Annotated in this window: 10 protein-coding genes; all 10 read right to left on the reverse strand. The window is 43.5% G+C overall.

The window, feature by feature from the left end; translation table 11 throughout:
• Positions 1-2: 2 nt before the first annotated feature.
• On the reverse strand, positions 3-2,207 hold the full coding sequence (gene pknB, locus ACTNC0_RS07135) for a Stk1 family PASTA domain-containing Ser/Thr kinase (RefSeq protein ID WP_441086857.1): 2,205 nt from the start codon (positions 2,205-2,207) through the stop codon (positions 3-5).
• Positions 2,201-2,947, reverse strand: coding sequence for a Stp1/IreP family PP2C-type Ser/Thr phosphatase (locus ACTNC0_RS07140; protein WP_441086858.1), 747 nt, complete (start codon positions 2,945-2,947; stop codon positions 2,201-2,203). The genes pknB and ACTNC0_RS07140 overlap by 7 nt, the downstream gene beginning before the upstream one ends.
• A gap of 1 nt (position 2,948) precedes the next feature.
• Complete coding sequence (gene rlmN / locus ACTNC0_RS07145; RefSeq protein ID WP_441086859.1) at positions 2,949-3,989, reverse strand: 23S rRNA (adenine(2503)-C(2))-methyltransferase RlmN; 1,041 nt, start codon at positions 3,987-3,989, stop codon at positions 2,949-2,951.
• Between the two features lie 3 nt (positions 3,990-3,992).
• Complete coding sequence (gene rsmB / locus ACTNC0_RS07150; RefSeq protein WP_441086860.1) at positions 3,993-5,345, reverse strand: 16S rRNA (cytosine(967)-C(5))-methyltransferase RsmB; 1,353 nt, start codon at positions 5,343-5,345, stop codon at positions 3,993-3,995.
• Positions 5,338-6,030 carry a zinc metallopeptidase gene (locus tag ACTNC0_RS07155; RefSeq protein ID WP_441086861.1) on the reverse strand — a complete coding sequence of 231 codons (693 nt, stop codon included), beginning with the start codon at positions 6,028-6,030 and terminating at the stop codon, positions 5,338-5,340. Before ACTNC0_RS07155 ends, rsmB begins: the two co-directional genes overlap by 8 nt.
• Positions 6,031-6,034: 4 nt before the next feature.
• The gene (fmt, locus tag ACTNC0_RS07160) at positions 6,035-6,982 is read right to left on the reverse strand and encodes a methionyl-tRNA formyltransferase (RefSeq protein WP_441086862.1); all 948 of its coding nucleotides are present in this window, start codon (positions 6,980-6,982) and stop codon (positions 6,035-6,037) included.
• Positions 6,983-7,129: 147 nt separating this feature from the next.
• A complete protein-coding gene (gene def / locus ACTNC0_RS07165) occupies positions 7,130-7,606 on the reverse strand; it encodes a peptide deformylase (RefSeq protein ID WP_441086863.1) in 477 nt (158 codons plus the stop codon).
• A gap of 32 nt (positions 7,607-7,638) precedes the next feature.
• Entirely contained in the window at positions 7,639-9,858 is a 2,220-nt protein-coding gene (gene priA / locus ACTNC0_RS07170; protein ID WP_441086865.1) for a replication restart helicase PriA, read from the reverse strand.
• A 16-nt stretch (positions 9,859-9,874) separates the two neighbouring features.
• Positions 9,875-11,332, reverse strand: a complete 1,458-nt coding sequence (locus ACTNC0_RS07175; RefSeq protein WP_117674365.1) for a UDP-N-acetylmuramoyl-L-alanyl-D-glutamate--2,6-diaminopimelate ligase — start codon at positions 11,330-11,332, stop codon at positions 9,875-9,877.
• A 302-nt stretch (positions 11,333-11,634) separates the two neighbouring features.
• On the reverse strand, positions 11,635-13,503 hold the full coding sequence (locus tag ACTNC0_RS07180) for a DUF7507 domain-containing protein (protein ID WP_441086866.1): 1,869 nt from the start codon (positions 13,501-13,503) through the stop codon (positions 11,635-11,637).
• Positions 13,504-13,660 lie beyond the last annotated feature (157 nt).

Raw genomic sequence — 13,660 nt, forward strand, 5'->3', positions numbered from 1 at the left:
GATTACTCTGCCTTAGCGAACGTAATGGAATAATTTCCAAGTTCCTGATAAGTTCCGTTAATTTGCTCGGACAGATATAAAGTACCTTCACTGATACCAGGTGCTCCTGTGATATCCAGATCATATGGGAACTGTATTACCTGATCTTGCAGAACAACAGATGCTGTCGGTGTTCCGTTTACATTCTGAATCAGTTCCAGACGGACCGGACCACCTGTATATCCTGCCGGAGTATTCAGAGTCTGGGTACATTTCCACACTTCTCCTGCTGCCACAGCCGCGCTGTTATCTGTTGATGCAGTATCAGTTATCTGTGCAGCACTGTCTGATGTACCTGCTGCATTTGCAGTATCCGTATTCTGCACAGATGCAGGATCCTGATCTCCCGTACTTACTGTAATCACAACATTAACTGTATCCGGCTCTTCCCAGTTGCCGGCTTCCGGTTCCTGAGAGATTACCTCTCCGGCAGCTACATCTGTACTTCTTTCCTCTTTTACTTCTACATTGAGGAATTTACCAAAAGTAGTAACTGCATCATTCTTTGTCATTCCGACAACACTCGGAACTTCTACACTGTCACCATAGTCAACACCCCGGCTGACAACCAGTGTAACTGTATCACCTGCCGAAACAGATGTTCCGGCATCCGGAGTTGTGGAATATGCATATCCAGGATCAACAAGCGGAGTGCCATCATCATTTAATTCGCTGTATTCTTTCTGAACATTAACGGTCAATCCCATATCTTCAAGAGTCTGCTGTGCATCCACACCAGTCTGTCCATCTACATCAGGAACTGTGATCTGCTGCGCACCCTTACTGATATAATATTTAATGGTCGTATACTGTTCTACCTTACTTCCCTGTGGAATATCCTGGGAAGAAATCATTCCCTTCGCCTGAGTGGAAGTTTCCTCACCCATCGGCTGGATACCAAGTTTCATATCTTTTGTGATATTCTTTGCCTCATCCTCTGTCTTTCCTACGAGATCCGGTACAGTAACCATTCCGTCATCATCAGTTTTCGATGTATCTGTTGTTTCTGTCTTTGTCTCTGTCTGACTCTTGCTTCCAAGTAATCCGGATGCTTTTCCTGCAACAAGGATGATTGCAACAAGAATCACAACTCCCAGAAGAAGCACTGCGATCGTCAATCCATGACCGCCGCCTTTTTTCTTCTTCTCAGTCTTTCCTGATTTCTTTCTGCGAGACTTCTCTTCCGGTTCATCATCATAATCAGTCTCATTGATTTCTTCTTCCAGAGCTTCCGGTTCTGATTTCGCAATCTGCTTTGGCATATGCTTGATCTCGCCGAGCTCTTTATCTGAAATTACAACAGTTTTTGCTTCATTATCTACTGATGTCAGAATTACGAAATCCCCTTGAGGATCAATAAGAGAATGTTTCAAATCTGCGATCACATCCTCCATGTTCTGATAACGGCGGTCAACACTCTTCTGTGTACATTTCAGAATGATCTGCTCCAGACTGTGTGGCAGTTCCTCTGTGTAGACACTCGGTGGGACCATCTCTTCCTGAAGATGCTTGATAGCGATTGCTACTGTTGTATCCCCGTCGAATGGAACCTTGCCGGTAACCATCTCATACATGGTGATACCAAGTGAATAAATATCACTCTTCTCATCGCTGTATCCGCCACGTACCTGTTCCGGTGAACTATAATGAACAGATCCCATTACATTAGAGCTTATCGTATTAGAAGATGCCGCTCTCGCAATTCCAAAATCTGTAACTTTTACCTTACCATCCATAGAGATGATAATGTTCTGCGGTTTCACATCACGATGTACGATTCCATGACTGTGTGCTGCCTCAAGTCCCATAGACACCTGAATCGCAATACTTGTCGCTTCTTTTACAGAGAGTTTCCCTTTCTTGGAAATATACTCCTTAAGAGTAATTCCCTCTATCAGTTCCATAACAATATAGTAAACGCCGTTGTCATCTCCGACATCAAATACGTTGACTATATTTGGATGTGTCAGAACTGCTGCCGCCTGGGCTTCACTTCTGAATTTGCGGATAAATGTTGTATCCTCACGAAATTCCGGCTTAAGGACTTTTACAGCAACAAACCGATTCAGCTTATGGTCTTTTGCTTTGTATACGTCCGCCATTCCGCCGGTACCAATTTTACCTAATATCTCATAGCGTTCGGCTATGATCGTTCCTGTTTTTAACATGCTTTCACCTCATCTGCGAATGGTTCTATCAAAACAATTGCAATATTATCCTTGCCGCCGTTACGGTTTGCTTCTCTGATAAGTATCCTGCCTTTTTCATCCAGGTCTGTATCAGTGTCAGAAATGATTTCCAGCATCTGGCTATCCTCAACCATATTGCTCAGTCCATCCGAACACATCAAAACCACATCTCTTGGTTCCAGTTTCAGATCGAAGAAATCAATATCTACTGTCTTTTCCGCTCCAAGCGCTCTTGTGATGATATTTTTCTTAGGATGTTTTCTTGCCTGCTCTGCATCAAGCTCTCCCATCCTTACCATCTCCTGCACCAATGAGTGATCTTTTGTTATCTGTTGGATCTGTTCGCCGACTACATAAAGTCTGCTGTCACCTACATTTGCCACATAAGCATAATGTCCCACAATCGTAGCAGCTACCATTGTAGTTCCCATTCCTCTCAGTTTTTCATCCTGCTGTGCCTGAGTAAGAATTTCGGTATTCACACATTCAATGGCATGACGAATCACCTTGATTGGATTAAAATCCGCATCCTGGCGGATCTCCTCCACCATAGATGTAACTGCATGGGAGGATGCATAATCTCCTGCATTATGACCACCCATTCCGTCTGCAACGACAAACAGATTCGGAAGATTCCCAATCGGCTCAGCGGAGGCGAACACATAATCCTGGTTCATCTTCCGCTTCTGCCCGACATCAGTAGCTGAATATATCCTCATGTCACTTCTCGCTTTCTGTTTTTTCCATATAACTTTTTCTTAACTGTCCACAGGCACCGTCGATATCACTGCCCATTTCCCTTCTAATAGTAACATTTATTCCACATTTTTCAAGTTTTATTTTGAAATTCTCCACCGCCTGGCGGGTTGAACGCACATAGGAACGTTCCTTGATCGGGTTTACAGGAATGAGATTTACATGACAGTTGATATCTTTGATTCTGCCGGAAAGCTCTCTGGCATCCTCATCACCGTCATTTACTCCCGCTACCAAACTGTATTCAAATGTGATCCTGCGCCCTGTTTCTTCAAAATAATGACGACAGGCCTGCAAAACCTCATCCATACTGTATTTATTGGCAATCGGCATCAGTTCCCGGCGTTTTACATCATTTGGCGCATGAAGGGAAAGTGCAAGTGTCATTTGAAGTTTCTCTTTTGCAAGATCATAAATCTTCGGAACCAGTCCACAGGTGGAAACAGTCAGGTTTCTCTGACTGATATGAAGCCCGCCATCTTCTGTCAGGATATGTATAAACCTAAGAAGATTTTCATAATTATCAAGGGGTTCTCCTGTTCCCATCACTACAACATTTGATACTCGTTCTCCTGTCAGCGCCTGTATCCTGTAAATCTGATCCAACATCTCTGACGGCAGAAGGCATCTGGTCAGGCCACCAATCGTAGATGCACAAAATCTGCATCCCATACGGCAGCCTACCTGCGAGGAGATACAGACAGAATTTCCATGCTTATATCTCATCAGAACACTCTCGATCACATTTCCATCACTGAGGCGAAACAGATATTTCTGTGTGCCATCAAGCTTAGATGTCTGTACATCCACCACCTCAAGTGCCGTGATCGGGTACTCTTTCAGCTTCTCTCGCAGACTTTTGGAAAGATTCGTCATCTCATCATACGAAGTCACAATATGTTCATGTAGCCAACTGTATATCTGCTTAGCCCTAAACGGCTTGTCACCCAGAGCAGTCATCAGTTCCTTTAATTCATCTATTGTCATTGACTTAATATCTGTCATTATTTATTTTCTCCTGAATTTCGCAATAAAGAAGCCGTCCGTTTTGTGTACTCCCGGCAAAAGCTGAAGATATCCAAGCGCTGTCGTCTCTGAATGCAGTTCTTCCGGCAGATATGGATCAATACTCTCCAGTTTAAATGGATGATTATTCATAAACCACATCATATTCTCTTCATTCTCTTCCTTCGCAATCGTACAGGTACTAAAGATCAGTGCTCCACCCGGTTTCACGTACTCAGCGGCACGATCCAGGATCGTCCTCTGTAAGATTACGATCTCTTCCTGCTTTTGCGGAGTTACCCTGTATTTGATCTCCGGCTTCTTGCCAATCACTCCATATCCGGAACATGGAACATCTGCAAGAACAATATCCGCTTTCAGCTCTGAATCCACATCAAATACTGTGGCATCCATCACATGTGCCTGTACATTGATAGAATCTGTTCTGTGAATGTTTTCTTCAATCAGGTCTACCTTATACTGGCTTACATCTCTGGCATCTACGGTTCCATAATCTCCCATTTTATCTCCCACATGGAGACTTTTTCCTCCGGGAGCTGCACATATATCGATAATGTAGTCACCTTTCTGTGGATCGGCAACTTCTGCAACCAGCATAGAACTTACATCCTGCACCTGGATTTTTCCATGGATAAAGGCATCCAGCGCCAGAATATGGTTATAATTTGAAATTTCATATGCATATGGAAGATACGGTGCCGGTTTTACCTCCACTCCCTGATCTATAAGACTCTGATAAATCTCTTCCTGTGGGAATTTATGTATTCTGCATCTCACAGTGATTGGCTTCTCTGTCAGGAAATCTGCAAGAATTTTCTCTGTCTTCTCTTCACCGTAATCCGCAAGCCAGCGGTTTACCAGTGTTTCCGGCATGGAATATCTGACAGATAAATATCTGACCAGATTCTCCTCCCTGGACGGAAGCTTCAGATTCTTCCATTCTCTTGCAATCGTCCGAAGCACTCCGTTGACAAACGGTTTCAGGCTGTAAAAACCTTTTCTTTGTGCCAGCTTCACAGCCTCATTACATACGGCACTGTCTGGTACGCTATCCATAAAACGGATCTGATACACAGCACTTCTTAAAATTTCCCTGATTACGGGTTTCATTTTATCTACAGTTACTTTTGAATAAGAATCAATTATATAATCTATTAAAATACGATATTCCAGGGTTCCCTCACATACTCTGGTGATAAAAGCTCTCTCCTGTCTTGGAAGGAACTGGTATTTGGAGAGGGCATTACGAATCGCAATGTGACTGTGTTTTCCCTCTTCCTCAATTTCCAGTAAAATCTGTAATATCAGTTCTCTGGTATTTATTCCATTAGTCACGGTCTCTTCCTCCGGCCAGTATGATCAATCTTAAAAGCTGCAGAATAGATGCAGCAAGCGCAGCAACATAAGTAAGTGCTGCTGCTGTAAGAACTTTCTTTGCTCCTTTTACTTCATCTGTTCCAAGCATTCCGGAACTTCCAAGCATTTTCAGCGCTCTGGAAGAAGCATTAAATTCTACCGGAAGAGTCACGAGCTGGAAAAGAACTGCAAAAGTGAACAGTATGATTCCAAGAGTTAAAAGTGACCGAATAGAGAAAATCAAGCCTGCCAGAAATAATGGCCAGGAAAGTGTTGATCCAATATTCGCCACCGGTACGATCGCAGAACGCAGGTTCAGCGGTACATAGTTTGTTGCATCCTGGATCGCATGCCCGCATTCATGGGCTGCAACTCCGATAGCAGCAACGGATGTTCTGTCATATACATCCTGTGAAAGTGCCAGTCTCTTATTTCTCGGATCATAGTGGTCCGTCAGGCTGCCTGATATCGGCACAACCGTAACATCAGTGATTCCGGCCATATGAAGAATCCTTCTGGCAGCTTCCGCCCCTGTAAGTCCTGATGCACTGCGCACCCTGCTGTAAATAGCAAAGGTACTCTTTACCCTTGCTGATGCAGCCAGAGATAACAGCATTCCTATGACCAGTAAAAAATAAGTAGGATCAAAATAATATCCGTACATCTAATCACCCCTTATGATCTGTAAAACATGTTCCGTTTTCAATGTGATATCCACGAAGGAAAACCTCTGTATCCATACGTTTCTTTCCTTCTAACTGTACTTCTGTAAGAATCAGCGCCCCCTGTCCGCATGCGGCATGGATTCCTTCCTTATCTGTCAGAAATACCGTTCCCGGTGCAGCATCTGTTTCTTCTGCACTGACTTTACATTTCCATACTTTCAGAGTTTTTCCATTAATAAAAGTATAAGCACTCGGCCATGGATTCAGCCCGCGTACAAGACGTTCCAGCTCTTCTGCCGATCTGTTAAAGTCCATAAGTCCCATCTGCTTGGTGATCATGGATGCGTATGGTGTCGGACTCTCCTGTGGCTGTTTCTTAAATTCTGCTGTTCCCTGCTCAATGGATGGCAAAGTTTTGATAAGCAGCTCTGCTCCCGCCTGTGCAAGTTTTCCAAACAGACTTCCGCCTGTTTCTTCCGGTGATAACGGAATCACGATCTTTGAGATCATATCTCCGGTATCAAGGCCTTCTCCCATCTGCATGATCGTAACACCGGATTCTTTTTCTCCGTCAATTACTGCCTGCTGAATCGGGGCTGCACCTCTGTATTTCGGAAGAAGTGATGCATGAATATTAATGCATCCAAACTTCGGAAGTTCCAGAACTTCTTTTGGAATAATCTGTCCAAAAGCAGCAACAATAATGATATCCGGATTGATTTCCTTCAAAGTCTCCAGAAATTCCGGATTATTTCTTACCTTCTGCGGCTGATATACAGGAATCTCATGCATAAGAGCCTCTTCTTTTACAGGTGTCGGCAGTAATGTCTTGCCTCTTCCTTTTGGTTTATCAGGCTGGGTTACTACTGCTGCAACCTCATATCCGGCTTCCACCAGTGCACGTAACGGCGGCACTGCAAAATCCGGAGTTCCCATAAATACTGTTTTCATAATTATATGTCACCTTTTCTTTCTGCTGTGTATTCATACTGACGTATATTTGCATTATTATTCACACACTGCTATTCTATGGAAGCGTTTCAGAATGAATATATCAAAAGCCCTAGAGATCCGATGCGAATTTATGCAATCAGAATATTATTCCTCTTCTTCATCATAAGAAACATGGTGAAGTTCTCCCTCTACCAGCTCTGTATACATATGTCCATCCAGGTGATCCAGTTCATGACAGAATGCACGTGCAAGAAGGCCTTCTCCTTCGTATTCTACCTCATTCATATCCTCATCCTGTGCTTTTACCTTTACATAATTCGGACGTGTTACCTGTCCTGCCATTCCAGGAACGCTTAAGCATCCCTCGTCACCAGTCTGCTCTCCGGATTTCTCAATGATTTCAGGATTAATCAGCACGATCGGACCTTCTCCTATATCAATTACAACGATACGCTTGAGAATTCCCACCTGCGGTGCAGCGAGGCCAACACCCATCGCATCATACATGGTGTCAAGCATATCTGTAATCAGATCATGGATTCTTGGTGTCATTTTATCCACCGGTCTGCTGACCTTTGTAAGTACTTCGTCGCCTTCTACTCTGATTGTTCTAAGTGCCATTTCTTCATTCTCCTTTTCTTCTGCTTCGTTAATTAACTAAAATCAAACTGTATATATATATTCCGGAAACCGGAATTTATCTCTATATATTTTTCAAGCTGGTCTTTGATTCTGACCAATACCTGATAATCTTCGTGTTTTAAATAAATCACCTGTCTATAAATATCCTTTACTTTTCCAACTGCCGCATACGCCGGTCCTATTACATGAAGGTCGTTTTCTTTGTAAATCCTTTGTATGTACAGTTTCAGATAATGCATTGCCTGAACCAGAATCTCATCTGACGGACTCGATCCAAGAACTGCCATCATATGTGCAGCCGGCGGATAATCCATAAGCGTGCGATAACTCATTTCTTCCTCATAGAAAGCCTCATAATTCTGCACCGCTGCTGCCTGGATACTGTAATGATCCGGATGATACGTCTGTATCACTGCTTCTCCCGGTTTCTCACCACGGCCGCCACGTCCTGCTGCCTGACACAAGAGCTGGAATGTCCGCTCTGCACACCGATAATCCTCTGCATTCAATGACAAATCTGCCGCAACAACACCTACCAGTGTCACATCCGGAAAGTCATGACCTTTGACGATCATCTGCGTTCCAATCAGCACATCCGCCTCATGTCTGGCAAAAGATGCCAGAATCTTCTCATAACTACCCTTCGTTCTTGTTGTATCAAAGTCCATTCTAAGCGTACGGACTCCCACAAAAGTCTCTCTTACCACTTTCTCGATCTGCTGCGTTCCGGCCTTAAAGCCACCGATATAAGGTGATCCGCATACCGGACATGCCTGAGGTTTTCTGATCTCATATCCACAATAATGGCATAAAAGTCTTTCATTATTATGTTCTGATAACGAGACATCGCAATGCGGACATTTCATCACATGTCCACAGGAACGACAGGAAACAAACCCCGCATATCCCCTGCGGTTCAGAAAGAGTATCACCTGCTCTTTCTTCTCAAACCGGAGTTTCATCTTTTCCCTCAATTCTCTGCTGAGTACAGATCTGTTGCCGGCTTTTAATTCCTCTCGCAGATCTACGATCGATACCTGCGGCATAGGTCTGCTTCCATATCTGGCATTTAATCTGACAAGACCATAAACACCTTTCATTGCCTGACTGTAAGCTTCCACAGATGGTGTTGCCGAGCCCATTACGACTCTCGCATTCTCCAGACTGGCTCTCTTAATGGCTGTTTCCCTTGCATGGTAACGTGGACTGCTTTCACTCTTATAACTAGGCTCATGTTCTTCATCAATAACGATCAGCCCCAGATTTCCAAACGGCGTAAACAATGCTGATCTTGGCCCGATCATCACCTGAACTTCTCCCCTTTTTGCACGTTTAAACTGATCATAACGTTCTCCCTGGGATTGTCTGGAATTGATTACCGACACCTTATCGCCAAACCTCGCGTAAAATCTGCGCACAGTCTGATAAGTAAGCGCGATCTCAGGAATCAGGACGATTGTCTGTTTTCCCTGAGCGATTGTGCTCTCGATCAATTTCATATATACCTGGGTTTTCCCACTTCCAGTCACGCCCTCAATCAACATTGGACGGGGAAATGGCTTTTCCCACTCTTCCAGAATCTGTTTTACCGCTGTTTCCTGTTCATCCGTAAGAGGCAGTGAATCCTCAGCCACGATATCGCCGGTATTTAATGAATTTCGCATTATTTCATCATATTCTATGCGTATAACGCCCTGCTCCTGCATTTTTTTTACAACAGCAGATGTAGCCCCCAATTCCTTTGAAGCAAAAGCAAAATCCAGTCTCTTCTTCTCAAGAAGTTCCCTCAGAAGTCTTGTCCTTGCCCGGAATCTTGTCTTCTCAAGATCCGCAAGCAGTTTACGCCCCTCCTCTTCCGGAATGTCCAGGCAGATATATTTCTTCTCTTTTGCCTTTATCTTCTCCTGAATGGGAAGTACCGTTTTTAAAGCCTGGATCATAGTAGAACCATAGTTTTCCCGCATCCAGGCTGCCAATGCGATCAGACGGGATTCTGTCGTCTCTTCGCCACTGCAGATCTCACAGATATCTTTTATTTTTTCAGCGTCTATCTTAGGCTCTCTTGATAATCCTGTCACATATCCCTTACGTGGCTGGCTGGCGTTTCCAAAGGGGATGGATACTACCATCCCCACCTTTATCTCCTGCTCTAGTCTTTCCGGTACACGATATTGAAAGCTCCGGTCCAGTTTATCACTGGAAATATCAATTATTATATCAGCGTATATCATGAACTCTTTCCTGTTATTATTTTCCTGCAAGAATATCTGCGATCAGAACACGTTCATCCATCGGATATTTCTTTCCTTTAATTTCCTGATAATCCTCATGTCCCTTACCTGCCAGAACAATGATATCACCAGGTTCGCCATGATGGATGGCATAGGCGATTGCCTCTTTTCTGTCAGCGATCTCCACATATTTTCCATCTGTTTTTGCCATACCGACTTTGATATCATCAATGATTGCCTGAGGTTCTTCATCACGTGGATTATCAGAAGTGATAATCGTAAGGTCTGCAAGCTTTCCTGAAACTTCTCCCATTTCATAGCGGCGAAGCTTTGACCTGTTGCCTCCGCATCCAAACAGACACACCAGTCTGTGCGGATGATATTCTTTCAGCGTTGTCAGAAGACTCTCAAGTGCCATTGCATTGTGAGCATAATCAATCATCAGTGTAAAGTCATCAGAAACTTTCACCATCTCGATACGGCCTTTTACTTTCGCTACCTTTAAAGCTTTCAGGATATTCTCCTCTGAAACTTTGAAATGGCGGCAGATTGCAATTGCTGTCAGTGAATTATAAATACTGAACTTACCTGGAATATCAATTTCTACGTGGAAATCCAGAAGTCCCTTTAAATGGTAGGAAATTCCCAGATAACCTTTTCCTCCGACCAGTTTTGCATCTTCTGCGCGAAGGTCTGCTTCCGGCGAAAATCCATAAGTCTCCAGACTGCATGTATGACCTTCTATAATCTTCTCGAAATGTTCATCATCCCTGTTTACGATTCCAACTTTGCACTGTTTCAGCAATAAGGATTTGCATCTGAGATAATCATCAAAATCTTTGTGTTCATTCGGTCCGATATGATCCGGCTCAATATTTGTAAAGATACCGAAATCAAAGATAAATCCCTGCGTTCTGTGAAGCATCAGTCCCTGAGAAGAAACTTCCATAACAACACAGTCACATCCGGCTTCTACCATCTCATGGAAGTATTCCTGGATCATATAGGATTCAGGAGTTGTATTCTTCGCCGGAATCACTTTATCACCAATGATTGCCTCGATAGTTCCGATCAGACCTACTTTATATCCGGCATTTTCCAGAATGGATTTTACCATATAAGTAGTAGTCGTCTTTCCCTTAGTTCCTGTAATACCGATTGTTTTAAGTTTCTCCGCCGGATGGCCAAAATATGCAGCAGAAATAAATGCCATTGCATATCTTGTATCTTTCACAAGAATAACGGTTACATCTTCCGGTGCTTCTACAGCTTCCTCTACAACCAGTACCTTTGCTCCTTTTGCGATCACATCCGGAGCAAATTTATGACCGTCCACTACCGCACCTCTGATACAGATAAAAAGAGAACCTTCTTCGACTTTTCGGGAGTCGTAAATAACATTCTTCACTTCCTGGTCTGTACTGCCCTGAAGGCATGTATATTCCAGTCTTTCTAATAAGGATACTAATTTCATTTTAATCCTCCATATCATTTCCTGCCAACCCGAAATCTCAGAAGGATTCGGGCGAAGTTTTTTATGATACCAGGGTCAAAAGGTCAAAAAGCTGTTCGTGCTTGCACGATAAAGCTTTTGAACCTGGGGCCCGCCAAATATGAGGAAGTAGCGATTTACGCAGTAAATCAGCGAATTCCGAATATTTGAAGGATTGCGGGAGCAGCACAGCTGCGGAGCAATCCGTGATATCAAGTTAGGGTCAAAAAACCTTTTGACCCTAACATCATTCTATATAAGAATAGCACACCTCCTCACCCGTTTCAATGTCGTTTTTGGCTTCTCAGATAATAAAACGCACTGATTCCTGACATCACTGCAAAAATCCCCAATACGATATACAATGCTATTTCCGTCTCATCTCCTGTCTTTGGTTTACTTGCAGCGGAATATGCACCGGCAGACTTTGACGCATAGCCATATCCATCGCTGTAAGTCTGCACTGTTACAGGTGTAGGCTCCGGTGTAACGGTCGCTGTATTTGTATTCGTTGTCAGAGTAACATTTGACTGCGATTTCATGATCTGGCTGCCTGTCTCATCAGAAATTACCGTCACCTCATTGACAAGTTCCTGGCTTGTAAAATACTGTGGAATCGTCACTGTCGCATAAAGTGCAAAAGCTTCTCCCGGTGCAATCTGTGGAATCAAGGCCTGTGTTCCATTATTGCTTAATGTTACCCCTTCCTTCTGCACAAATTTCGCCAGAATTCCGGCATTTTGAAATCTCTCTGTGCTAAGAACCGAATGCAGCGTCCGCTCTCCTGTATTTCTGATACAAATCTGATAAGTAATCATATCTCCAGGATATGCCTGTGTTCTGTCCGCTGTCTTGTCCACTTCAAATGCAGCTTTTAATTCCTCTACTGCCACTTGCGCATCTGTCTGACAACTGATCTCCTCATCTTTGCCCGGATATCCGGTTTTCAAAGTCACGGTATGGATCAGTTCTCCTGACTGATTCTCTGTAAGTTGCAAGTTCATGCGAAGTTTCTTTGTCTCACCAGGCTGTAAAGCAGTAATTACTCCCTGTGCGCTATCTGCCACAAATCCATCCATCTGTTCCCAGGAGGCCTTTATATTCTCCATAGAAAAAGAGCTGCGTACCTCAATATTTTCCAGAGAAAGTTCTCCTGTGTTACTTACTGTTAATGCATAAGAAATCTTCTGTCCAGATCGTGTTTTATCCACTTCCGGCTGCAATTCTGCCTCAATCCCTGCCTTTGCCTCTGCCACCTGTAGAGAAGCTGCGTCACTTACTGCAAGCACCTGAGCCTTATCCTCTGCCTTTTTCCAAAAATAAGCACCTGGTGCTTCCTGTGTCTGTTCTTTCAAAGACAGTTTATCCTGGCACACCGGATAGGATACCGAAACAGGAGAAATCCGATATTCCTCCCTCAGTGAAACCGGTATTTTAAGACCGAATGTATCTGCTTGTGCATCTTTAACCGGTACTTCGCAGGTAAGTTTCGTAATTTCTGTTTCCTGACCTTTCTGATTCTGAATTTTCACAGATTCCGCCTGCATATCATGCTTCAATCCTGTTTCATCCACCTGAAAATACTCGGACATGTATGCTGTAAGAAAGTATCTGACATCCGAAGCCTGCTGGCTGTTTTCAGGGTTCTGACCGTCACTTGTTCCCTGCCCTTCCTCTGCCGGCTGTTTATTTTCTTCTGCCTGTCCGTTTTCTCCGGCCTGATTATTTTCCTCCAAAAAAATATCTTCATCCTGAGCATCTTCGTCATAAACATCTTCGTCATCTGACAGGGTATTTTTCTCCAACTGCATTTCTTCTGCCGCCTGGGCATTTTCATTTATATAGTCCTCTTCATCAGGCTGTTCTGTTTCAACTGCCTGTTCATTCTGTCCGGTCTGCACATTTTGCTGTTCCAAAATAGCATTTCCATTTTCGGACATCTCTGTGCACAGTTCTTTTAACCCACTTAATTCCAGACAAACTTCTGCCTGGAAATTCTTCTCATCTGTCCATTGAGCACTCTGTTTTAACAGAACTTTCTGCTCCTCCTGTGCACTAAATTCCGACGCCGAAGCCACACAATTTCCCACTATTCCTGCCAGAGCAGCGAGTACAGCTACTTTTTTTAACTGATTCCATATTCTTTTTTTCATAGTCTCAATCTCCTGAAATTCTGTCTCATTTTTTATTTTTATCCAGCGGATAATCACACAAAAATTTCCGCCAATACATTCCTTATAACATCATTTCATCTTTTGAGTGGTATTATAGTTTACTGTTCACGCGCTTTAATCCTGCAAAGTGCATTAC

The organism is Blautia sp. HCP3S3_B11, assembly GCF_052064435.1.
Lineage (GTDB): Bacteria > Bacillota > Clostridia > Lachnospirales > Lachnospiraceae > Blautia_A.